General features: G+C 46.5%; 21 protein-coding genes. 5 read left to right on the top strand and 16 right to left on the bottom strand.

Annotated elements, in window-relative coordinates; translation table 11 throughout:
• Positions 1 to 85: 85 nt before the first annotated feature.
• Positions 86 to 1,627: a glutamine-hydrolyzing GMP synthase gene (gene guaA, locus QP860_RS02105; protein WP_070617117.1), complete on the bottom strand. Its 1,542-nt coding sequence runs from the start codon at positions 1,625 to 1,627 to the stop codon at positions 86 to 88.
• A 215-nt stretch (positions 1,628 to 1,842) separates the two neighbouring features.
• Here guaA and mvk point away from each other — a divergent pair, with 215 nt between their 5' ends.
• The 4 genes from mvk to fni are packed head-to-tail and all read left to right on the top strand — an operon-like array spanning position 1,843 to position 6,006.
• Positions 1,843 to 2,805 (top strand): mevalonate kinase, encoded by a 963-nt coding sequence (mvk, locus tag QP860_RS02110; protein ID WP_070616862.1) that lies wholly within the window; start codon positions 1,843 to 1,845, stop codon positions 2,803 to 2,805.
• A 10-nt stretch (positions 2,806 to 2,815) separates the two neighbouring features.
• On the top strand, positions 2,816 to 3,805 hold the full coding sequence (gene mvaD, locus QP860_RS02115; protein ID WP_284912083.1) for a diphosphomevalonate decarboxylase: 990 nt from the start codon (positions 2,816 to 2,818) through the stop codon (positions 3,803 to 3,805).
• Positions 3,806 to 3,833: 28 nt separating this feature from the next.
• Positions 3,834 to 4,919 (top strand): phosphomevalonate kinase, encoded by a 1,086-nt coding sequence (locus QP860_RS02120; protein WP_083294281.1) that lies wholly within the window; start codon positions 3,834 to 3,836, stop codon positions 4,917 to 4,919.
• Between the two features lie 22 nt (positions 4,920 to 4,941).
• Positions 4,942 to 6,006: a type 2 isopentenyl-diphosphate Delta-isomerase gene (gene fni / locus QP860_RS02125; RefSeq protein ID WP_284912084.1), complete on the top strand. Its 1,065-nt coding sequence runs from the start codon at positions 4,942 to 4,944 to the stop codon at positions 6,004 to 6,006.
• Positions 6,007 to 6,067: 61 nt separating this feature from the next.
• On the opposite strand, the gene QP860_RS02130 is transcribed toward fni, so the two are convergent.
• The 4 genes from QP860_RS02130 to murB form a co-directional block, all read right to left on the bottom strand.
• Positions 6,068 to 6,385 (bottom strand): AzlD domain-containing protein, encoded by a 318-nt coding sequence (locus QP860_RS02130; protein WP_070616857.1) that lies wholly within the window; start codon positions 6,383 to 6,385, stop codon positions 6,068 to 6,070.
• A complete protein-coding gene (locus tag QP860_RS02135; protein ID WP_284912085.1) occupies positions 6,382 to 7,095 on the bottom strand; it encodes an AzlC family ABC transporter permease in 714 nt (237 codons plus the stop codon). The genes QP860_RS02130 and QP860_RS02135 overlap by 4 nt, the downstream gene beginning before the upstream one ends.
• Positions 7,096 to 7,110: 15 nt before the next feature.
• On the bottom strand, positions 7,111 to 8,781 hold the full coding sequence (locus tag QP860_RS02140; protein ID WP_284912086.1) for an ATP-binding cassette domain-containing protein: 1,671 nt from the start codon (positions 8,779 to 8,781) through the stop codon (positions 7,111 to 7,113).
• A gap of 152 nt (positions 8,782 to 8,933) precedes the next feature.
• Positions 8,934 to 9,833: a UDP-N-acetylmuramate dehydrogenase gene (murB, locus tag QP860_RS02145; protein ID WP_168162684.1), complete on the bottom strand. Its 900-nt coding sequence runs from the start codon at positions 9,831 to 9,833 to the stop codon at positions 8,934 to 8,936.
• A 178-nt stretch (positions 9,834 to 10,011) separates the two neighbouring features.
• On the opposite strand from murB, the gene QP860_RS02150 reads away from it, so the two are divergent.
• Entirely contained in the window at positions 10,012 to 10,254 is a 243-nt protein-coding gene (locus tag QP860_RS02150) for a hypothetical protein (RefSeq protein WP_070616850.1), read from the top strand.
• Between the two features lie 71 nt (positions 10,255 to 10,325).
• Here QP860_RS02150 and QP860_RS02155 read toward each other — a convergent pair whose 3' ends face one another.
• From QP860_RS02155 to QP860_RS02205, 11 genes are all read right to left on the bottom strand, one after another.
• Positions 10,326 to 10,865 (bottom strand): GNAT family N-acetyltransferase, encoded by a 540-nt coding sequence (locus QP860_RS02155; protein WP_070616848.1) that lies wholly within the window; start codon positions 10,863 to 10,865, stop codon positions 10,326 to 10,328.
• A gap of 2 nt (positions 10,866 to 10,867) precedes the next feature.
• Positions 10,868 to 11,335, bottom strand: a complete 468-nt coding sequence (tsaE, locus tag QP860_RS02160) for a tRNA (adenosine(37)-N6)-threonylcarbamoyltransferase complex ATPase subunit type 1 TsaE (RefSeq protein ID WP_070616846.1) — start codon at positions 11,333 to 11,335, stop codon at positions 10,868 to 10,870.
• Positions 11,336 to 11,458: 123 nt separating this feature from the next.
• Positions 11,459 to 12,439 (bottom strand): phosphate acetyltransferase, encoded by a 981-nt coding sequence (gene pta / locus QP860_RS02165; RefSeq protein WP_070616844.1) that lies wholly within the window; start codon positions 12,437 to 12,439, stop codon positions 11,459 to 11,461.
• Between the two features lie 96 nt (positions 12,440 to 12,535).
• Positions 12,536 to 14,965 carry a phenylalanine--tRNA ligase subunit beta gene (pheT, locus tag QP860_RS02170; RefSeq protein WP_284912087.1) on the bottom strand — a complete coding sequence of 810 codons (2,430 nt, stop codon included), beginning with the start codon at positions 14,963 to 14,965 and terminating at the stop codon, positions 12,536 to 12,538.
• Positions 14,966 to 14,973: 8 nt separating this feature from the next.
• A complete protein-coding gene (pheS, locus tag QP860_RS02175; protein WP_070616841.1) occupies positions 14,974 to 16,020 on the bottom strand; it encodes a phenylalanine--tRNA ligase subunit alpha in 1,047 nt (348 codons plus the stop codon).
• A 427-nt stretch (positions 16,021 to 16,447) separates the two neighbouring features.
• Entirely contained in the window at positions 16,448 to 16,789 is a 342-nt protein-coding gene (locus tag QP860_RS02180; protein WP_067975730.1) for a winged helix-turn-helix transcriptional regulator, read from the bottom strand.
• A gap of 1 nt (position 16,790) precedes the next feature.
• Positions 16,791 to 17,330, bottom strand: a complete 540-nt coding sequence (locus tag QP860_RS02185) for an HD domain-containing protein (protein WP_070616839.1) — start codon at positions 17,328 to 17,330, stop codon at positions 16,791 to 16,793.
• A 23-nt stretch (positions 17,331 to 17,353) separates the two neighbouring features.
• Positions 17,354 to 18,112, bottom strand: a complete 759-nt coding sequence (locus QP860_RS02190) for a TrmH family RNA methyltransferase (protein ID WP_284912088.1) — start codon at positions 18,110 to 18,112, stop codon at positions 17,354 to 17,356.
• A gap of 4 nt (positions 18,113 to 18,116) precedes the next feature.
• Positions 18,117 to 19,511, bottom strand: coding sequence for a dipeptidase PepV (gene pepV, locus QP860_RS02195; protein ID WP_070616836.1), 1,395 nt, complete (start codon positions 19,509 to 19,511; stop codon positions 18,117 to 18,119).
• A gap of 204 nt (positions 19,512 to 19,715) precedes the next feature.
• The gene (locus QP860_RS02200) at positions 19,716 to 21,443 is read right to left on the bottom strand and encodes a muramidase family protein (protein ID WP_070616834.1); all 1,728 of its coding nucleotides are present in this window, start codon (positions 21,441 to 21,443) and stop codon (positions 19,716 to 19,718) included.
• A 253-nt stretch (positions 21,444 to 21,696) separates the two neighbouring features.
• Positions 21,697 to 23,379: a putative polysaccharide biosynthesis protein gene (locus tag QP860_RS02205; RefSeq protein ID WP_070616832.1), complete on the bottom strand. Its 1,683-nt coding sequence runs from the start codon at positions 23,377 to 23,379 to the stop codon at positions 21,697 to 21,699.
• Positions 23,380 to 23,591: the final 212 nt, after the last annotated feature.

Below are 23,591 nucleotides of genomic sequence, written 5' to 3' on the forward strand. Positions count from 1 at the left end.
CCAATCTATATAGGCAGAGAAAAAAGATCAGCTAATAGGGTATAGCACCCTCTAGCTGATCTTTGGTGAATATGGTTCTAAATTCTTATTCCCATTCGATGGTCGATGGTGGCTTACTGGTGATATCATAGACGACGCGGTTGATCCCGGAGACTTCATTGACAATCCGACGGCTGATGGTATCTAAGAGTTCATGCGGTAAACGGGACCATTCGGCTGTCATCCCATCAATAGATGTGATGGCCCGGATACCAATCGTATATTCATAGGTTCGCTGGTCGCCCATGACGCCAACGGATTTGAAGCCTGGCAATACCGTAAAGTATTGCCAAACATCGCGTTCCAAACCATTCTTAGCAATTTCTTCACGTAAAATAGCATCGGATTCACGCACAATATGTAATTTTTCTTCCGTAACTTCTCCAATTACACGGATGGCTAGACCAGGACCTGGGAAGGGTTGGCGCCAAACAATTGGATCTGGCATACCTAAGGCTGTCCCTAAAGCACGGACTTCATCCTTGAAGAGGGTATTCAGCGGCTCAATTAATTCAAAGCTCATATCTTCTGGCAAGCCACCAACATTGTGGTGGGATTTAATTGTTTGAGCGGTTTCTGTCCCTGATTCAATGACATCGGTATAGAGGGTCCCTTGGGCAAGGAAGTCTACCCCATTGAGCTTGGTCGCTTCGTCGTTAAAAACTTCAATAAATTCATTACCGATAATCTTACGTTTTCTTTCAGGGTCTTCAACTCCAGCTAATTTGCCAAGGAAGCGGTCTGCAGCATCCGCTTTAATGATGTTTAAGCCAAATTTGCCACCTAAAGTTTCCATCACTTGGTCAGCTTCACCCTTACGCAGGAGCCCATGGTCCACAAAGATGCAGACAAGCTGGTCGCCAATAGCCCGTTGGAGAAGCACACCTACTACGGATGAATCAACACCGCCAGAAAGTCCCAAGAGCACCTTGCGATCGCCCACAAGTTCTTGAATTTCTGCTGTCTTGATTTGAATAAAGTCTTCCATAGACCAATCCCCTGAAGCACCGCAGATATTGAAGACAAAGTTACGTAACATTTGGTTACCGTTTACAGAAGCGCGAACCTCTGGGTGGAATTGGAAACCGTAAATCTCTTCCGCTTCATTCTCAAAAGCAGCGGCTGGGCTATGGGGAGCAACCCCAGTAATTTCAAAGCCTTCAGGAATTTCAGCAATCCGGTCTCCATGGCTCATCAATACTTGCTCTTCCTCTTCTAAACCAGCAAAGATTTTAGAAGCTGTTTTCTTGATGGTCATTTCTTGTTGGCCGTATTCCCGCTTATCGGAAGCTTCAACTCGGCCACCCAGTTTTTGGGTAATCAATTGCATCCCGTAACAAATACCGAGGATAGGAATACCTAAGTCAAAGATGCCAGCATCGACATCAAAGGCTCCATCAGCATAAACAGAATTAGGTCCTCCAGATAAGATAATCCCTTTGACATTACCTTCTGCTTGGATCTCTTCTGCCGACAAGCGATGGGATAGTAGTTCTGAATACACACCAAACTCACGGATGCGACGGGTAATTAACTGATTGTACTGACTGCCGTAGTCGAGCACAATAATTTTTTCTACAGCTTTCATACTTTCATTTACTGCCACTTTTCCACTCTCCTTTATTTCCTGGACAGCTCAATACATAAGCGTCTCATTATAATGTAGTGTATACGTTTAGCCACGAAGATGCAATAAATCTTTTTTAATATTTTGATGAATTCAATTGAGATTCACCATTCCCCTTCGTGTTTTGCTTACAAATATTGTACAATAGATAGGAATGGAAATGGAAGTGAGACAAATTGAAAAGAGGAATAGGTAAAGCCCACGGTAAAATTATTCTAAGCGGTGAGCACAGTGTGGTCTATGGCTATCGTGCCCTCGCCCTACCGATTGAAGCCGTCACCATCCAAGTTAGCCTAGAAGAATCTTCTGGGCCGACTTTTCTTATGAGTGAACTCTACCAGGGGCCCCTAACAGCGGCACCTAGTCATTTAGATAACCTCCGTCAACTCTGGCAAAGTCTACAGGAAGACCACAGCGACCGAGCTAATTTTTTGATCCGCATCGACAGTAATATTCCCGCCGAACGCGGTATGGGAAGTTCCGCAGCTGTTGCAGTAGCCTTGATCCGAGCCTATTATGATTTTTACAATGAGGGCTTAGACCAGGAAAGTCTCTTGGCTTATGCTGACCTGGCAGAGACGATTAGCCATGGTAATCCCAGCGGTCTAGATGCTCGTTTAACTGTCTTAAACCGCCCCCTCTCCTACCAGAAAGGACAAAGTATGGAAGTTTTTTACTTCCAAACACCTTATTATTTGCTGGTAGCTGATACCGGGATTCCGGGAAATACTAAGGAAGCGGTGGCAGGCATTCGCCAAGCTCTGGACAGCGAGCATCCATCCCGCCACTTAGCCGCCAAAGCAGCTCTAGAAGAACTCGGCCAAGCAAGCGAGGATCTCTACCAGCACTTAAGCGGAAAGGCTCCAACTAGCTTAAAAGCTATTGCGCAAAGTATGCAGGCTTCCCAAATCAACCTCCAAACCCTCCAAGTTTCCAGTCCCGAACTAGATATGGGCATTCGCTCTTGCCTCGACCACGGGGCTGCTGCCGCTAAGCTCACGGGAGGAGGCAAGGGAGGCTGCTTTATTGCCCTCATGCCAACACAAAAAGAAGCAGAAGACCTAGGCCAAAGCCTAGTTGTTAAAGAAATGATTGTTGACTACTGGCTTATCCCACTAGCCAGTCCGGAACCAAGCTAAGGAGGATATTATGACGACTTACCAAGGCATGGCGCGTGCCCATACAAATATTGCACTGATTAAATATTGGGGAAAGGCGGATAGCGAACTCTTCATCCCCATGAATAGCTCCCTTTCCCTCACCTTAGATGCCTTATATACGGATACCAAAGTTTGCTTCTCAGAAGAGTTAAAACAAGATAGCTTCTGTCTGAATGGGGAAGAACAAGCTGAAGGGGCCGTCGCTAAAATTAGCCGCTTTTTAGACTTCTTCAGAGACCTAGCCCAACTTGACCTGCCTTGCCGGGTGGAGAGTGTCAACCATGTGCCAACAGGCGCAGGCCTAGCCAGTTCGGCTTCCGCCTTTGCAGCGCTAGCAGCCGCCTGTCGCCAGGCTTTGACCTTAGACCTGACCGACCAAGAACTATCAACTTATGCTAGACGAGGGTCAGGTTCAGCCACCCGCAGCATCTTCCCAGGCTTTGTCAAATGGGAAAAAGGAGGCCGCCATGAAAACTCACGTGCCGTCCCGCTGGATCCAGCTGACTGGGGGGTAGCTATGGTTATCCTAGCCCTCAATACCCAGCACAAAAAAATCCCTTCTCGACAAGGCATGGCCCATACTATTGAGACCTCTGCCTTCTATCCCGCTTGGCCCAGTCTCGCCGAGAAACATCTCAAAGAGATAGAGGCTGCTATCCAGCGCCGCGACCTAAAAGCTATCGGACAGATTGCGGAAGCCAACGCTATGGCTATGCATGCGACCATGCTCGCTTCTGACCCGCCCTTTACTTACTTTGAACCGGCTAGTTTGGAGGCCATGGACCAGGTCAGAAGCCTGCGTGACCAAGGCTATACAGCCTACTTTACCATGGACGCAGGCCCTAATATCAAAGTCCTCTGCCCGGCTTCTGAAAGTCAAGATATTGCCCAGGCTATGGAAGAAGCCTTCCCAGAGGCCCAAGTGATCACAAGCCAGGTAGGCCCTGGTATCCAATCCCTTGACCACTGGCCCTATTAAAAACATTTTTATTAGAAAGGATTTGTTTATGAACACTTGTCATGTTAAAGTTCCTGGAAAATTATTCTGGGCAGGAGAATATGCCGTGACCAAAAGCCAGCAGAAGGCCCTTGTTGCAGCTGTCGATGCCTTTCTCAAGTTAGAAATTGAAGCAAGTGACCAGAATGAAGTCTTCAGCGACCTAGCTGCTGAAAGGCTCACTTGGTCCAGAACCAATGCTGGTAAAATTGTCAGCACCAGTCAAGGAGCCGATAAATTCGACCTCATCTGGGAGGGCATTCGCCTGGCTGAACAGTACTTGCAAGCTAAGTATCCTGATCTCGAACTTGGCAGCTACCGGCTCCGCATAAAAAGCCAGCTCCATGATCAAGAAGGCCACAAGTATGGCCTAGGCTCTAGCGGGGCTGTTCTGGTAGCCTGTCTCTGGGGGATCCTCCAAGCCTTCTCTGACATCCCAGAAAGTCCGTCAGCCGCTGACCGGCTCAAAGTCTTTAAACTAGCAGCCATTGCAGAGTCTCGCTTAAAGATGAAAGGCTCATTCGGCGACTTAGCTGCCGCAAGTTATGGGGGCCTCCTCCTCTATCAAAATTTTGACCGAACCTGGTTCCGCCGGGCCAAGAAAACAACTGGACAAGATGTTCTCAAATTATTAGATAGCGACTGGCCTGGCCTCACTATCCAAAGCTTAGCCTTCCCCGATGATTGGGCCTTCTATGCCTTCTGGGTGGGGCGGGAAGCCTCAACTGAAAAGCTCCTTAAGCGCCAGCAGACCCAGCTCAGCCAGGACTTTTTGGACCGGTCTCAAGAACTTGTCGAAGCCCTTGCCCAAGACTTAGAAAAGGGAGATTTCCCTAACTTTAACCGCCACTTAAGTGCTAACCAAGACCTGATTGAAGACCAATTACAGAGCCAGGGCTCCTTCTATGCCAGCCCGGCTTTAGAAGAGGTTGTCAACTCAGCCAGAGAAGCTGGCCTAGCTGCCAAGGTATCGGGTGCCGGCCAAGGCGACTGTGCCATCGCTATCGCTCCCAATCGCTCCAGTGGACAGGCCTTCCTTGAAAAGGCTCAGACAAGTGGCTTGAAACATTTAGCCTTAGATATCTATTCCATATAAAAAGATAGAGGTGATATTTACAATGACTAACCGGAAAGATGACCATGTCAGAGAAGCTGCTGCCAACTATAAAGAAGAAAAGATCAGCGATTTTGACCATGTACGTTTCGTCCACAACAGTATCGGTCAACTGTCAGAAGAAGACATTGACCTGTCCAGTCACTGGTTGGGTCAAGACTTCCCCCTCCCCTTCTACATCAATGCTATGACGGGGGGAAGCGAATGGACCCGCGAAATTAATGGACGATTAGCTCAATTAGCCCAGGCTCTCAAACTCCCTATGGCTAGCGGATCTTTGTCAGCTGCCCTCAAGGATCCTCAACAAGAAGCTTCTTTTCGCATTATTCGTGAGATATATCCGGAGGGCTTCATCTTAGCCAATGTGGGAGCTGACCGGAATGGCCAGGACGCCAAAAAAGCCGTTGAAATTCTAGAAGCAGACGCCCTCCAAGTCCACCTAAACCTCCCTCAGGAAATTGTCATGCCCGAAGGCGATCGCGATTTTCGGAGGATCAGGGACCACTTGCTGGATATCAAAGACCAGGTAAAAGTCCCCATCGTCATTAAAGAAGTGGGATTTGGCATGAGCCGAGAGACCATTAATGAACTCTACCGATTAGGCTTCTCGACCATCGATATTAGTGGGCGAGGTGGGACTAACTTTGCCCAAATCGAAAACCAGAGACGACCTGACCAAGACTTTGCCGAACTTTTTGACTGGGGACAAAGCACCGTGGTCAGTCTCTTAGAAGCCAGCCAGGCACCCTCTGACCTCACCCTGCTAGCTTCGGGAGGGGTACGTCAGCCCCTCGATATGGTTAAGGCACTGAGCCTAGGCGCCCAAGCAGTCGGTATGAGCGGCTACTTCCTCCAGCTCGTTCTCAACCATGATCTAGCAGACAGCCTGCAATATGTCCAAGAATTCACTGACAAGCTGAAGCTGATCTACCTCCTGCTTAACTGCCGCAACAGCCAAGATCTCAAACATTTAGACCTAGTCCTCAGCGCTGGGCCTTGGCACTGGGCCCAAGTCCGGGGTATTGACGTCCAGGCCTTAGCCCAACGCTCACAGCAGAGAGACCTCTAATTCATAGACAAGCAAAAATGCAGACCTTAGAGTCAAAGTCGACTCCAAGGTCTGCATTTTCTTAAAAAATAAAATAAAGTAAACTAATCGTAAGCACCCCGGCTAAAACCGTTTTGATTAAGTCTTTGGTCCTATATGCCACAATAATAGCAAGCAGCGAAGCGATGAGCTTGAGATTGACCAAGGGATTCAAGCTAAAGTCTTCCTCCCAGAAGAAAATATCACAAGTAATCATAGCTGTAAATAGTGTAATCGGTACATAGGGCATAGCCAAGCGAATAGACAAGGGTAAGTTAGCCTTACGGGTCAAAATACCCGGGATGACCCGCATCAAAACCGATAGGACTCCGATGATTAGAATAAGAAAAGTTAGCTTCATAAGGACAGGTCTCCTCTCTCTTCCAATAAATGCCGGTCTATGCGATAAGCCAGGTAGCTCGCTAAAAGCGTCACCAGGACAATCACTAGACTCGAAGGTGCCAAGAACCTTAAGACCAGACTCATCGCTAGACTGATGAGGGTTATTGAGAAAGTCTTGCGGCTCTTAATCTGAGGAAGCAAAAGGCCAATAAACATGGCAATGAGCACATAGTTTACGATAACCGTTGGGAAGGCAAAGAACTGACCCAAGATAGCCCCCGCAACCGTCCCACACAGCCAGGTGAGATAGGTGGTCAGGGCAAGATAGAAGGCCTGGTCGAAGGTCCACTCTCCTTGCCCCTGGTCAGCTTCTTGGAAGTTCACAACGTTGAGGGCATAGGATTCGTCAGCTGTAAATTGACTAAGCCAGGCTAACTTCCAAGTCTTTTCCTGAGGTAAATAGGAAGCTAGGGAAGAGGTCAGAAGCATCTGGCGGGAGTTAAGCAGTAAGACTAAGCCGATAATCACCCAAGTTGAGGCGCCAGCTAGGACCAAAGAAGCTAGCATAAATTGTGCTGACCCACCAAAGATTAAAAGAGAGCTAAGAGCAACCTGCCAGTAAGACAAACCTGCACTGGCTAAGAGGACCCCACAAGCGATGGACAAAGGAATATAGGCAATGATAACTGGCCAAGCCCGTTGGACAGCCTGCTTGAAGTAATGGTTCATACAATCCCTCCTCCTCTAACTTTGTTGGACTTCACGGTCATAGTCCATAAATTTACGGATAAAGGTATAGGGATCCACAAGGCCGATGCGCTTGGCAAAGACAGAAAGAGAGCTTTCCCTCAAGGCTGCTTGGTCGACTAAATCCTCGTTAGAGGTCACATAAACAGGATCTGTATCTGCAATGATTTCCCCTTCTGACATCACGAGACAGCGTCGGGTATAGGCTAAGAGCACTTCCACATCATGGGTGTTCATAATCACAGCAATTCCCTTTTCTTGATTGATCCGGTAAAGGCTACCCATAAAGTCAACCATATGCTTGTAGTCTTGGCCCTCCGTCGGCTCATCAATAATAATGAGCTCGGGGTCCTTCAAGAGCACACAAGCCAGAACCAAGTGTTTGAGCTGGCCATAGCTTAAAAATTTCAAGGGATAATTCTTAAGATGGTCAAAGCCAATTGCAGAAAGAAGCTGGTTGAAGAGGGCTTCCTTATCTAGTGAGAGCTGGCAGCCAGCTTCTTGATAGTTGGCATAGAACTTCTCCAATTGCTCCCATGGGGTCGCCCCAACAATCAAAGGCCTAAAATTCTGAGGCAGATAGGCAATCTTATTTTTAACCTCTTGCCGGTTAGCGGCGGTTACTTCCTGCCCATGCCAGAAGACCTGTCCTTGGTCTGCTTCTAAGCACTGACTGAGAATCCGACTGAGAGTTGTTTTCCCCGCTCCATTGGCGCCAACTACACTAAGCATTTCCCCCTGACAAAGCTTCAAATCAAGGTTTTTAAGGGCATGGTTTTTATGATTGTAGTGGTAGGAAACATCTTCCAAGCGGATAAGTTCTTCCGTCGATTCTTGATAACGAAAACTAGGAATAGAGAGGGCCCAGTCTTCCATAACGTCTTTTAATTTAGGGCCAGATATATGGTTGACATGGGCGATATGATGGACTTGGTCGAGGGGATAGCCGGCATATCGCATGGCTGTCACATAGAGGGGCTCCCGCACATTAAGATTGGCTAGGATCGCATGGTGGAGTAAGTCTGATAAAGAACCATCGAAGACCAGACGGCCGCCTAGTAAGACCAGGACGCGGTCAATATGCCGGTACATCATCTGTTCTAAACGATGTTCAACAACCACAATTGTCGACTGAGTTTTCATATGGAAGTCATCCAAGGCATCGACAAAGTGCTCCGCCGCTCTCGGTGCCAAATTTGCCAGGGGCTCATCAAAGATATAGACCTTCTTATGGTCCTTGATATGGTCCATCATCCGGTAGAGGTCTTGCTCGCCAGCAGACAAATCATTGAAGGAACGTTCTTGGGAATCCTTAGCCAGTAAAGACCAAATTTGCTTGGTAAAATCTCCTTCGTCTTGAGGGGCTAGGTCCACTAGCTCTTGGTCGGCTGAATCTTCTGAAATAAAGTCAGCGATATCCTTCCCTTTAAAGCTTTCCACGTTATGGTCACAGTAGCTCACGCTGCCTTCGATCTTTCCAGGATTAGCCGCTGTCCCTAATTCTTGGTTCAAAGCCTTAAGAAAACTTGTCTTGCCTGACCCATTTGCCCCCAAAACAAGGACCTTTTCTCCCTTTTCAATGGTCAAGTTAATGTCTTTAAGGGCTGGAAACTGTGCCCCAGCATAAGTAAAAGAAAAATTATTAAATTTAATCCAGGCTTCCCCCATCCTTGCCAACTCCTTTCGCCAAATACTGCCAAGGCCTTATTCCTCTCCAGCAGTGATTTAAAATAAAAAACACAAATAAACTTCTCCATGTATTTTAACATAATTTTAACACAGAAGAAGTTTATCTGATTGATTCATGTTAAGTTTTATCTCTAGTCGCGGCCAATAATCCGCACTTCTGTCTCTAAGTCGACGCCATAGCGGTCCTTAATCACGTCTTGAACATGGGCAATGACGGCTAAATAGTCAGTCGCTGTGGCCTGGCCGATGTTCACGATAAAGCCCGCATGTTTTAATGAAACTTGGGCCCCACCAACCGTATAGCCTTGGAGGCCGGCCTCTTGAATCAGCTGACCCGTGTAATGCCCCTCAGGCCGTTTGAAGACACTGCCACAAGAAGGCAGGTCCAGCGGCTGCTTGGATTCTCGTAAGTGGGTCAATTCAGCCATCCGCGACTCAATAGCGTCTGAATCAGCCGAATGGAGCTGCATATGCACCCTAACGACAACCCCGCCATTCTCCTGAAAACAGCTATGCCGGTAAGCAAAGTCAAGTTCTTGAAGAGTGAGCTGACGCAGACTGCCTCTTTGATCGACATAGTCCACACGGGATACAATATCAGCCATCTCGCCGCCATAAGCGCCCGCATTCATAAAGACGGCGCCACCCAGACTCCCCGGAATCCCACAGGCAAATTCTAGCCCACCGAGGCTGTGGTCGGCAGCTAAGCGGCTGACATCAATCAAGCGAGCTCCCGCTTCAACAACCAAAGTCTGGTCTTGGACCTCAGCTGCCTTCATATCTGTTAAGATCATGACAATCCCTTCAATGCCACCATCCCGAACAATTAAATTGCTGGAATTGCCCAATACCATGATAGGAATCTGTTCGGTTTTAGCGTATGACACAAAATCTTGAACCTCCGCAATGGTCTGAGGAAAAACCAGGATATCCGCCGGCCCCCCTGTGCGTGTATAGGAATAAGAGCTCAAAGCTTCATCGAACTTAACCCTTGCTTGAGGAAAATGCTCAAGAAATTTTTCTTTCATCACTTAACGATCACCTTTCCCGCCTAATCGATACTTTCGTCCCTCCATCATACCACAAGTCCAAATAAATGAAAAGATAGCTTAAATATTTGGCCCATCCTAGTCTTAAGCCTTATAATTTGCTAAAATAGATGCATTGACCAGCTCTTAGCCAAAATACTATAAGAAAGGACAATGACTCATGACCAAAGAAAGACGTCAGGCCCTCTTGATGACTGCCCTCAGTCTCTTCTTTTCAGCTAAACAATTGATGGCAGACCCCCAGTCCTTGAACCACTGGAACCTCATTTTGAGCCTCCTCATCCCCATCGTGGGCATCATTTTCTCACTTAATGACCAGGCTGCTCGTTGGCGCTGGGGCCTCGCCCTCTCTAATCTCTTCTTATTTCTCTTCATGCTCGCTATCACCTTTAAAGCATGGTAAAAATAGCCAGGACCCAAGTCCCCTCCGACTTCAGAATGAAGTCCAAGTTGGACCCGGTCACTGGCTATTTTTTATTGGTCTTCGCTGTCATCCACCCGACGTCCCATCATCAAGACATCCTGGTAACTTTCTTGACAGAACATTGCAGCGGGGGTCTTTCCAATCAATTCAAAATCAAAGTGTTCATAGAGCTTGATGGCACGAATGTTCTCCGCATTCACTTCCAAGCGCAGATAGCGTAAGGAAGGGCTCTCCTCTGCCCACTCGATCATATCTTCCATCATCACCCGGCTGAGACCCATGCCCCAGAAGCGACGGAGAAGGCAAATGCCAATCTCACCGACATGACCTGTCTTGGGATTGGTCGGTGCACCAATACTAGCGACCCCGATAATCTCCCCATTAAGGCTAGCCAGCAAGAGACGATTATTGGTCGTCTCTTGAATTTGTTTTAGATAACGTGTCTCCTGTTCTTGGTTAATCCCTAAACCTTCTTCATCGAAGGTCAAGTAAGGGCTCTCAGCTCCAACTTGGCGGTAAAAATCTAATAATTGCTTGGCATGCTTGGCTTGACCATCTTCAAAAACAATTTCGATTTCTTCTTTCTTCATAACTAGCAATACTCCTCTTCTATAATCCGGGCCAGTTGCTTACCCCGCGGTCCAAAGCCTTCAAAGTGGACTTGGCGGTCATCCTCCTGGCCCTTGCTAATGGTTAACCACAAATAATTCGTCGATAAGTCCTCTTCAATAAATTGTGGCCACTCGATAACCGTTAAGCCGTCCCCTTCTAGATACTCTTCCAGGCCCATACCCTCAGCCCCTGTCTCTTCCAAGCGATAAGCATCCATATGGTAGAGCGGAAGCCGGCCAGACTGGTATTCACGGATAATAGTAAAAGTTGGGCTCTTAATATTCCCAGAAATTCCCAGCCCTTCTGCTAAGTAACGAGTGAAGGTGGTCTTTCCTGCTCCTAGGTCTCCAGCCAAGCAAATAATATCGCCCGCTTTGACATAGGAAGCTAAATAATGGGCAAAGGATTGCGTATCAGCCTCTCCCTGCCAATTCAAAGTCGCAGACATCCTATCCACTCCTTTCATTAATTGTCGATTAGTCTTATTTTATCACCAAAGCTAGAAGGGAGCAAAAAGTAAAGGGACTGGTCCTTTAATCCCAGTCCCTTTTGTAAATTCTTATCAGCTCGCTTAGTCATCCAACAAAGCTTGGTTAGCGGTAATGATTGAAATCTTATAAACATCTTCTTCATTACAACCGCGTGAGAGGTCAGAAATTGGTTTAGCCATCCCTTGTAAGATAGGCCCAATCGCTTCGAAGCCGCCGAGTCTTTGGGCAATCTTATAGCCAATGTTACCCGATTGGATTTCTGGGAAGACAAAGACTTTTGCTTGGCCTGCTACCTTAGAATCAGGTGCTTTTTGTTTGCCGACAGATTCAACGAAGGCCGCATCGAATTGTAATTCACCATCGATGTTGAAGCGTTCAGGCGCTTTTTCTTGGGCAATCGCCACTGCTTCAGCAACTTTCTCTTGTTGGGGAGCAGAAGCAGATCCCTTGGTAGAGAAGCTTAGCATAGCCACATTTGGTTCAATATCGAACAATTCAGCAGTCTTTGCAGATTCAATGGCAATTTCAGCCAGAGCATTCTTGTCAGGATCAATGTTAATAGCGCAGTCTGCGAAGACATAGCGTTCATCGTCACGAACCATGATGAAGGCACCTGAAGTGGAACGAACGCCTTCTTTAGTCTTAACGATTTGGAGGGCAGGACGAACGGTATCCCCTGTTGAGTGGACAGCCCCAGATACCAAGCCATCAACCTTGTCTTGGTAAACTAACATTGTCCCGAAGTAGTTTTCATCTTTAAGGATTTCACGAGCTTGTTCTTCTGTTGCTTTGCCACGACGGCGTTCCACGAAGGCATCTACCATTTCGTCAAAAGCATCGTAGTTATTGGGATCTACAATCTCAATTCCAGACAAATCGAAGCCAAATCCTTTTGCCTTAGCTTGTAAGTCATCAGGATTACCTAATAAGATAGGTTCAACTAAACCATCTTGCTTCAAGCGGACAACGGCTCCTTGGATGCGCTCTTCGGCACCTTCAGGGAAAACAATGCGCACTTTTTTGTCTTGAATTTTAGCTTTTAAGCTCTCAAACATATCCATTATTTTGACCTCCTAATTTATTATCATATGTCTACTTTTATCTTATCATACTTTGACCAAAATTCCTCTTGAAGTGGCCTAATTCTCACTCAATTCTTAGCGAACTTGGGCTCCCAATTCCTGACTTAGGGCTTGGATAATAGCGTCCACATTAGCCGTAACCTCGTCGTCTTGGAGGGTGGCTTCTGGGTTCAGGTAAGACAGTTGATAAGCTAAAGATTTCTTGCCTGCTTCAATCTTGTCGCCGGTATAGAGGTCAAAGACTTGGATATCACGCAGGTATTTGTTCCCTGCCTCTTGGATGCAGGCTTGGATTTCAGCGTGACTGACACTTTCATCAACGAGGAGGGCAATATCCCGCTTAATGCCTGGGAATTTTGGAATACTTTCTTGGACAATCCTTTGCTTAGGTAGGTCAAAGAGCCGGTCTAAGGACAGTTCAAAGACGTAAGTGGCTTGAGCCAAGTCATAGCTATCCGCCGTTTGTGGATGGAGCTGGCCGATAAAACCAAGCACCGTTTCTTTTTCCCCAAGATCAGCTAAAATACGGGCAGTCCGTCCAGGATGGGTATCAGCGATATCATGCGCAGCCTGGTAGCGGATGCTGCAAGCCAGGTTCATGGAAGCGAGTAAGGCTTCAACGATCCCCTTCATCGCGAAGAAATCAACTGCCTGGTCTTGACCTTGCCAAGATTGGTCGATGCGGTTACCAGTCCAAACGGCTGCCAAGTGATTTTCTTCAACTGCCTGGCCATCTTCCCAGTAGGAAATGCGGCCGCTCTCATAAATGGCAACATTTTTGATATTGCGTGCGACATTGTAACGGGTGATATCGAGATCAGTAGTCAGCAGATTGGTCCGCATGTAACGGTGGTCTTCACTCATCGGGAAGTCCAGCTCAACGGCTGCTCTTTCTTCTAATTGCAAGACATTTAAAGCCTCCGCACTGACCAAGTTATAGCCAATGACTTGGTTGAAGGAGAGAGCTTGCATGGTCTGACGAGCCCGGCGATCGAACTGTTGGCGCTCAGTCAGGCCAATTTTGTAGCCTTGGGCATTAGGAAGGTGGGAAGGAATCTTGTCATAACCATAGATGCGGGCAACTTCTTCTGTTAGATCAGCCGGAATATGAATATCCCAACGGCGTGGTGGAACAGTTACAGTGAAGTGGTCGGCATCCCCTTCTAAGCCAAATTGCAAGTCGGCAAAGACTTGTTCAATATCCTGGTAAGTTAATGAGGTCCCTAAGACACGGTAAATATAAGCCAAAGAAGAAGGCACTTTAACATCCCCATGATCTAATGTAGAAACTTGGGCAAATCCTGGTTCTAAGTCTCCCGAAGACCAGGCAACCATTAATTGAGCGGCATAATAGCCCGCTTCTGCGATCGTCGCTTGGTTGACCCCGCGTTCATTACGCATACTAGATTCACTTCTCAAACCTAAGCGGCGGGCCGTCTTACGAATATGAATGGGCTCAAACATCGCTGCTTCAAGCAAGACATTTTGTGTGGACTCATCAATTTCCGTATCATAGCCCCCCATAACGCCCGCTAAAGCAATCGGTTTTTGGCCATCTGTAATCACGATATCCTCTTCCGTCAATTGCCGTTCTTCGCCGTCAAGGGTTTGCAGGGCCTCACCCGCTTGGGCCATCCGTGTTTCAATCTTGCCTGTTCCTAATTTATCGTAGTCAAAGGCATGTAGAGGCTGGCCGTATTCGAGCAAGACATAGTTGGTCGCATCTACAATATTATTGATGGGACGAATACCTGACTTCATTAGGCGCACTTGGACGGCTAATGGGCTGGGCTGGATCTTCACATTGCGTACCAAGAAGGCATTGTATTCAGGCACCATATCTGAATCATCCACTTGAATGGAGACATGTTCTGCCAGGTCCGATTGCTTGGCGAATGCGTCAACATCTTCACTAGGAAACTCAGGCTGACGGCCATAAATAGCAGCCACTTCCCAGGCATTCCCTCTAACTGACAAGGCATCTGCCCGGTTAGGCGTCACATCCAAATCAAGAATCGGATCATCGAGCTTGAGATAGTCAACAATCGAAGTTCCGACTGGTGCATCTTCTGGTAAGACAGCAATCCCATTAGCAAATTCTTTAGCTACAACATTTTCATCAAAACCGATTTCTTCTAAGCTACAAATCATCCCTTGGGACACTTGGCCGCGCAGTTTCCCTTTCTTAATCTTTACATTGTCTTTAATCCGTGAGTTAGGGAGAGCGACGATGACTTTTTGATCGCTGGCAATATTAGGCGCGCCACAGACGATTTGATAAGGCTCTTCTTCACCAACATCGACTTGGCAGATATGGAGGTGGTCTGAATCTGGATGGTCGACAACTTCGAGGGTATGGCCGACAACAACTTTCTTCAAGACACTCCCCAGATTTTCCAATCCATCAACTTCAATCCCTGTCCGCGACATCTTATCAGCGAGTTCTTCCGCTGTAATTCCCTCTAGAGAAATGAGTTCATTTAACCATTCAATTGATACTTTCATTTACTTGCTTACCCCTTTTCTTGGAACTGTGTTAAGAAGCGTAGGTCATTTTGGTAGAAGTGACGGATATCTTCAATTCCGTACTTCAACATAGCCACCCGGTCCGGCCCAATCCCGAAAGCAAAACCAGTATATCGCTCGCTATCTACGCCTGACATTTCTAAGACATTTGGATGGACAACCCCTCCACCGAGGATCTCAATCCAACCACTCTGCTTACAGATATTGCAGCCCTTACCCCCGCACTTGAAGCAAGAAATGTCGATTTCAACAGAAGGTTCAGTGAATGGAAAGTAAGATGGGCGAAGACGAATTTCCCGGTCTGCACCAAACATGTGTTGAGCGAAGACTTCGAGGGTCCCCTTCAAATCAGCCAAACCTACATTTTCAGCCACTACCAAACCCTCAATTTGGTGGAATTGGTGGGAGTGGGTAGCGTCATCATCATCACGACGGTAAACCTTACCTGGACTGATCATCTTAAGTGGGCCCTTGGAGAAGTCGTGCTGGTCCATGGTCCGTGCTTGGACAGGTGAGGTGTGAGTCCGCAAGAGGACGTCCTTATTGATATAGAAGGTATCCTGCATATCACGGGCCGGATGGTTTTCTGGTAGGTTCATCCGCTGGAAGTTGTAATAGTCGGATTCAATTTCTGGACCTTCGACAACTTCATAACCCATGGAAACAAAGAGAGTCTCAATATCCGACATAACTTGGGCAATAATGTGCGGCTTACCGAGCTGAACTTCTTGGCCAGGCAGGCTAACATCGATTGTTTCAGCTGCCAAGGCTGCTTCTAGGGCTTCAGCTTGGAATTTTTCCTCTTTCTGGTCCAGTGCGTCCGCTAACTTGGTCTTTAATTCATTAGCGAAGGCCCCCACTTTAGGCCGTTCTTCATTGGACAAGTCCTTCATTCCCCGTAAGGTTTGGGTCAATGCCCCCTTCTTACCGAGATAATCAATCCGTAATTGTTTAACACCATCAAGATCCGTTAGCTGGGATAATTGATCATGCATTTCCTTCTCTAAAGCTTTCAATTGTTCAATGATATCCATGATAACTCCTTTTATTCAATGCCATTTAATTTAATAGAAAACAAAAAAGCCTTCCATCCCTCAAAGGGACGAAAGACCGCGGTACCACCCTTGTTTCAGCTGACAAAAATTACTGCTGACACTCAAAGCCTTTAACGCTGGCTTGCGGACACCTTTTCCATCCGGTCCCGGTGCCTACTCAAGAAGTGAAAGGGCCTAGTCCGTGTAGAAGAAACTCTCAGTCGCTGATTTCTCTTCCTGGCTACACTTGTGACTATTTCCGTCTTCTATCAACGTGATATTACAACTTATTATAAGCAAAATTCAACTTAGCGTCAACTCAAATCCTGTATAAAGCCATTACCAGGCCAAAGTTTTAAAACAGAAGCTATAAGCAACTCTGACTAGAAAAGGCTGAAGCATTTTGCCCCAGCCCTTGATTTTTATATTAAATTTTATCATCTTTAGCCATCCACTCATCAGCCCATTGGTGAAGATTGTTAAGAACAGGTTCTAGCTCCAGACCTTTTTCGGTCAGGCTATAGAGCGCCACCTGGTGGGAATCAATTTCTGTAGTTTTGCGACAAACGATACCTAAACGGCCCAGTTGGCGCAAGCGCTCGATTAACACCCGGTCAGAAATGCCATTGATACTGTCACGCAATTGCCCAAATCGCAAAGGCTCATTTAATAAACTTTGGATGATTAGACCGTTCCATTTCTTACCAATCAACTGAAAACCACGTTCAAATTTAGGACACAGTGTCGGCACGTGTTTCTCTGTTGTCATCTTAATCTCTCATTTCTTCTCTCAGGTCTAAGCCCAAGAAGTATTTATAAACTTTACACTGGAAGCTTGTGCTAAAGTTACGGAAAAGCGGATAAGCAAAATCTTCGCAAGCTACCCACTTATCAACCATGGTCACCACATAAGATTCCCGATATTTAGGAAGTGCAGCCGTTGCCAACCACATATGCTTAACAATAATATCTTCTTCGATTGGATTGAGGCTCGTTAAAGCACGTGCATTCTGCAAGGCAATGTAGGGATGGTTGCTTAAGTGATTGCCGTGTGAAAATGATAACTCGCCAGGCATATAATAGAACAAGTCATGCATTAAGCCTGCACGTGCCACCGACCGGTAGTCTAAACCTAACTTACGCGCAATCTTATAGCTCTTGTAGGATACTTGAAAGGAATGAATCATCCGGTTTCCATGAATATGTTGGGGGAAGCGTTCCAAATCTTTAATAAATTGATGGTCTTTAATATCGGCTACGAGCTCTAAGTAGTCGCTGTCAGATTCCCATGGTCGTGTGTGTTTGTGCATTCACTCATCACTCTTTCTACTTTCTAAATCACGGGACGATATTCGTACATCATAATTGCAGCTGCAATGGCGACATTTAAGGATTCAGCCTGCCCTGTCATAGGAATATGCAGACTGACATCCGCCAATTCAATACAGTCAGGGCTAACCCCATTACCCTCATTACCTAATATAATGCCCCATTTTTTGCCATCTGTCAAACGGTAATCCCTGACACTCTGTGAATCACTGGACAGGGTGGAAGCAGCGATCTGGTAACCCTGGCTCTGCAATTGAGGGATGGCTTGGTCCAAGCCAGCCTGGACAAGTTGGAGTTTGAACTGGCTCCCCTGCATGGCGCGCAAGGCCTTACTATTATAAGGATCAACGCTCCCTTTACCAAGGATCAGGCTGTGGTAACCCAGGGCATCTGCTGTCCGGATAATGGTGCCCAAATTACCTGGATCCTGGAGGCCATCGAGAAGGAGAATGGCAGAAGATGTCAATTGTTCAAGACTAAGCGGCTCAGGCAAGGGCATCACCGCAAAAACCGCCTGAGTGCTTTCCGTTTCTGCCAGATAGTCGGCTAACTGTGGACTGATCAATTGATAGTTATAGTTCGCATAATCGGCCTTAAAGCTAGCCTCCGTGCACAAGATTAATTCAGGCTGTTTTCCCGCCTCTAGGGCCATTTCCAGTAAGTGAGGCCCTTCCAGAATATAACGCTTCGCCTTCCGTCTCCCCTTCGCTTGTTGCAATTTCTTAATGGCTTTAATCTGCGGGTTCTGTTTGGATTCAATCATCATCTTATTTGATTAAGCGGTAAATGGCTTCAGCATAGATAGCCATCGCCTTCTCAAGGTCTTTGAGGCGAGCAAATTCATTGGCTTGGTGCATGGTATCTGGTGAATCAGGGAAAAGCGCACCGAAGGCCACGCCACGTTCGAAGAGACGCCCGTAAGTTCCGCCCCCGATCACTTTTTCTTGGCCAACTTCACCAGTATATTTCTCGTAAACATCGAGTAAGGTAGTTACCAATGGGTCATCAGCTGGCACATAGTGGGGAGCCTTATTCGACTTGCCATCTTCCCGGCTAAAGGCATAGTCTTGGCCGAGCTCATCCAAACGGCTGCCGATCTCTTCATAGCTAATACCTTGTGGCACCCGCATGTTTAAAGTGACCTTAACTTGGTCGCCCTCAACTGCAAAGACACCTGGATTAAGGGTGAGATCTCCCATCACGTCATCATGGTGGGCAAAGCCTAATTCTTTCCCATAGAAGTCTTCATGAAGGCGGTCTGCCGTAAAGCTGATAAAGCGATTCTTAGCTAAATCGTCACTCAGTCCCTGCAAGAAAAGAGCCAGGTAAGTTGCTGCATTTTCTCCTTGAGAAGGGTCCATAGCATGGGCTGCTTTCCCTTCACAAGCGACAAGGATTTGTCCTTGGTCTGTTGCTTCAACCGTTAAACTGGCAGCTGGATGATCATTTTGGAAGTCTGCTGCAGCAGCTTGAACTCGGTCGAGATCTTGGTTCGCCAAACGGGCTTGGGCTTCAGCAGGCACCATGTTCTCACGTTGCCCACCTTCAAAGCTGACTAAGTCCCCTTGGAAAGGTGAAAAAGTGAGATGACTGGTGTACTGGCCCTTTTCCCCATTAATAATAGGAAATTCAGCATCTGGCGAGAAGCCAAAGTCCGGTTTCACTTCGCTTTCGAAATAGCGGTCCATGCACTTCCAATCGCTTTCTTCATCGGTCCCTACGATAAAGTGCACCCGCTTAGAAACAGGAAGTTCCAAGTCTTTAATAATCTTTAGGGCATAGTAGGCAGCCATGAGAGGCCCCTTGTCATCACTTGCTCCCCGGGCATAGAGCTTGCCGTCCTTAATCACAGGATCAAAAGGATCCGTCTCCCAATATTTATCCACAGGCACCACATCCACGTGGGCTAAGATACCCAGGATTTCGTCGCCCTCACCAAATTCAACCCGGCCGGCAATATTATCGATATTAGCTGTTTGGAAACCATCGCGCTCAGCCATAGAAAGGAAGGTCTCTAAGGCCTTTTTAGGGCCTGGTCCAACCGGTGCTTCTGCACTAGCCTGGCTGTCATCTCGTACACTATCCACTTTCAGTAAAGTAAAGAGGTCTTCATAATAAGCCTCATAGCGTTTCTGTGCTTCTTGTGTCCAATGAATTGTCATAAGGTAAACGCCTCCATCTTTTTTATCAATTATAGCATATTTCCTTTCAGTTTAAAGCCACTTACTATATGAAAGCTTTAAAAACTTTATAATTTTTATCTTTTTTATAAAAATAAAGAGGCAAGTTAGTCTGCCTCTTTATCTGAATCAGGCTGAGGAAAAGCTCCAGCCTCCTATTAATTAACGAACTTTTGTTACAGTCTCCTATTTAATCACTAATTGGTCACCAATTTGTAGGAAATCAGATGTCAGATGGTTCCATTCCTTCAATTGGTCGACACTAACACCATGACGAACCCCAATCAACCAAAGCGAATCCCCTGCTTTGACGGTATAATTCGTCTTTTCGGGGCTAGTATCAGCCATCTGTTCTTTAACTCCTGGCTTCATTTCCCAATCGATCACATAGTGGCCATTATCCCAGTTGACATAGAATTCTTTGTGGCGCTTGTAATCAAAATTTTGACGGCCGTAGCGGACTGCATCATTAATGCTTTGGAAATGCTTGGCATCTCTGACATAAGGACTTGTACTCTTTTCTGCTTGAGCAGGTCTTTGATTCTTTTGGGTGGCTGCTTTCTTAACAATCAGTTGGTCACCAGGATGGATCACAGAATTGGCATCCAGTTGGTTCCACTTCATCAGATCATTAACCGTTACGCCTTCTCTTTGACTAATGGCCCAGAGTGAGTCGCCTGCTTTGACTTTGTAATTGTCCTTGCCTTGATGGCTTGTTTTCACTTCTTTTGGCTTGGCGACTTGATCCTTCATTTCCCATTCGAGAACATAGCGGCCATCCTTGCCTAAGTTTACATAAAACTCTTTGTGCTTGGTGTAATCAAAGTGGCCCCGTCCATATTGAACCGCTGTCTTCACATCATCAAAACGTTTAGGATCAACTAAGCGTCCTTGTGCTGTGACTTCAGGAGCAGGAGTGGGCTTTGCTTGATGATTTGCAGCTACTTGAGGGGCTTGAAGGACTAGCTTTTGTCCAGGATGGATAACACTTTGAGCGGTTAAATGGTTCCACTTCATCAGGTCTTGGATGCTGACACCATAACGTTGGCCAATTGCCCAGAGTGAATCTCCCGCCTTCACAGCATAAGTGGCTGCGCTTGGGAGCTTCTTATTATCTTGACGAAGGTCAGGTTTTTGTCTTTGACCCGCTTGCATTTCCCAATCGACCGTGTAAGTGCCATCTGCTTGCCAATTCACATAGAATTGTTTATGGCGCTTGTAATCAAAATGGTCGCGGGCGTATTTAACTGCTGCATTGACATCCTTAAAGGTCTTTTGGTCACGAACATAAGGCTTTCCGGTCTCTTCAGCAGCTTGTTCTGTTTCTTTATTACTTGCTATTTCTTTGCTTGGTGCTTTAGCCGGAGCCTTGACCACGAGTTGCTTACCAGGAAGAATCAGGCTGTCCGTCTTGAGTTGGTTCCATGCCAATAAATCCTCCAAGCTGACCCCATTATTCTTAGCAATCCGCCAGAGCGAATCGCCTGCCCTAACTTGGTAAGTTGTTTCCGCAGATTCAGCTTGTTTTGCTGTCTCAGTTTTTGGCGCAGGACTTGTTGGTGTGCTCGTGCTAGCTGGTGCTTGATTTTCTAGCTGGCTAGCAGGCTTTGCGGGTTGACTAGCTGGCTCTTCTGTCTTAACTGCAGGGTTTTGGTCTTGAATATACAAGGTATCCCCTGGGTGCAAGACATAGTTATCCTTCAGTTGGTTCCAGTTCTTCAATTGGTCAATGCTGACGCCATAAGTATTCCCAATCTTCCAGAGCGAATCTCCCGCTTGGACCTGGTGTTGGTTAATTTCATCAGCTTTTACACTTTCTCGACATAATTGATAAGCGGTAGTAGATACTAAGGCAAGTGATGCAAGTGATAATTTCTTAATAACTTGTCCTTTGTTCTTTGTCATTGCTTCCATTGTTAAAACCCCCTCGCTTTAACATTTAATCTTCTAAGTGCTTCTATCATACCGCTAACCAAGAGGAATAGGAAGGCTTTTGTTACAAATGTTTCATAGTTATTGTAACATTTGTAACATTAATTAAATTTATAGGGAGACTTCCCTTCCTATCCCTATTATAACGTAAAGCAAAATTTAATGCTAGCGCTTTCATATTTAGGATAAATAAAAACACAGCGAACTTTAGAAGTAGTTCGCTGTGTTTTAAAAACTAGCTAAGCCCTAACTTGCGGCGCAGGTCTTCAGCGCGTACACCGAGAACCAGGTCTAACTTGTGGCTCTTAAGCATTAAGAGGAGGTACACCCATACCGCAACGGCAACTACCAAGAGGCTAATGACAATTGAGCCGAGCAGATTAGGCATGGGCAGGAGATAAGCTAGAATCAAGTAGAGCAGCCCTGCCACAAGGAACATAATAAAGGCAGAGAGAACAATCGGTAAACTTTCATTTAGGAGTTCCCGGTAGCGGAAGCCAACTAAACGATGGATGTGGTAGAGATAGTAGAGGGAAATCGTTGTGAAAGAAATAATCGTTGCTAGCATAGCCCCAGGTGTTCCGAGGAAGAAAATCAAAGGATATTGCCATACTAACTTCATCACCAAACCCAAAGCTAGGCCGATTACCGCTTGCTTATGGTGGTCCATTGCCTGTAAGACGGAGACTAGGACCGAGTAAGCGCCCATTCCCAGAGCGGTGAAGCAAGAAATTCTCAAATACATGCTCCCCAGGGCATCCGGCCGATAAACTAAATTATAAACGGGGCCGGCCAAGATAAAGAGACCTAGCGCTACTGGCAACATAACCATTAAGAAGAGTTGCAAGTTATGAATGACCAAGTGGCTAGTCTCGCTTAGAATAGGTTGGCTAGTTGATCGCTCCTGGTGGTCTAATTCCCGTGAATAAGTATTCGCAATCACTGGGATAGATGTTGCTCCAATAGCCAGGGCCAGGGAGACAAGGACAGTCACTAATTTATTAATATTAGCGGAAAAGATCCCGTATTCGTAAATGATATCAGCCTGCCCTAAATTGCTCACCTTCTCCATGATAGGCATGAAGGTATTGGTATCGATCAACTGGGTTAGTTCGATACCAGAGCCTGTAATGATAAAAGGAATAGCGATCATAATAATTTCTTTGATCATCCCGGACGTTTTGACCTGGTAGCTGGCCTTCTTAGTCAGTGACACCGGATACTCCTTGCGGTGGCGCAAATAATAGAAAGCTAGGGTCAAAATGGCCACTGCCCCACCGATAAAGGCGGCAAAGGTCGAATGGCTAACCGCCGTGACAACAGAGCCATCGAAGATGCGACGGATGACATAAACCGAAGCCAGCATATAAGCCACACGGAAAAATTGTTCCGTAATCTGGGAAATGGCACTTGGCTTCATATCCTGATGTCCTTGGAAGTAGCCCCTAAAGATAGAAAGTAAGGGGAAGAGAACCAAAGCAGGCACTAAAGACCGAATAGTAAGAACAGCATGGCTGACCTCCCGTGTTGGCGTCGATTCTGCCAGCCAGGGCGCTGCGAAGAAGAGGACGAGGCCCGAAACGAGGCCCATCACTAACATTAGAATGGTCCCACTCCTGAAGAGCTGCTGGCTCGTATCATATTGCTTACGAGCATTGTAGTAGGCCATCTGTTTAGCGATGGCTGAAGGCACACCGGCTGTAGAGATGACCAAAAAGATTGAATAGTATTTATAGCCGATATCATAAAGGGCATTGGCTTCGGCCGCGGTTTGGGGATCTCCCATCCAGCGGACCCAAGGAATAATATAAAGCAAGCCGAGTAATCTGGAAGCAAAGGTCCCCACTGTCATCCAGGCTGAGCCCGAACTCATGCGCTCGGCAGCATCCGAACGAATCGGAGCTTGTTCGTTTTCCATTTAATATTCCAACTCTCTTTCATTGGATGAACCAAAGTTAATTTAAACATTAACTACATGATATATAATTCAATTTCACTTTGCAATAACTTGCCTGTCAAATTTACAGAATTATAAGGTCAAGAGAAAAGATATGAGAGTGTGACAAAAGTCGATCAGGCCTGAACCACTGGAGCGAACTATGAGAAAACGTTTACTAACGATTTCTCATA

This window comes from Aerococcus sp. UMB1112A (assembly GCF_030230715.1).
Taxonomy (GTDB): domain Bacteria; phylum Bacillota; class Bacilli; order Lactobacillales; family Aerococcaceae; genus Aerococcus.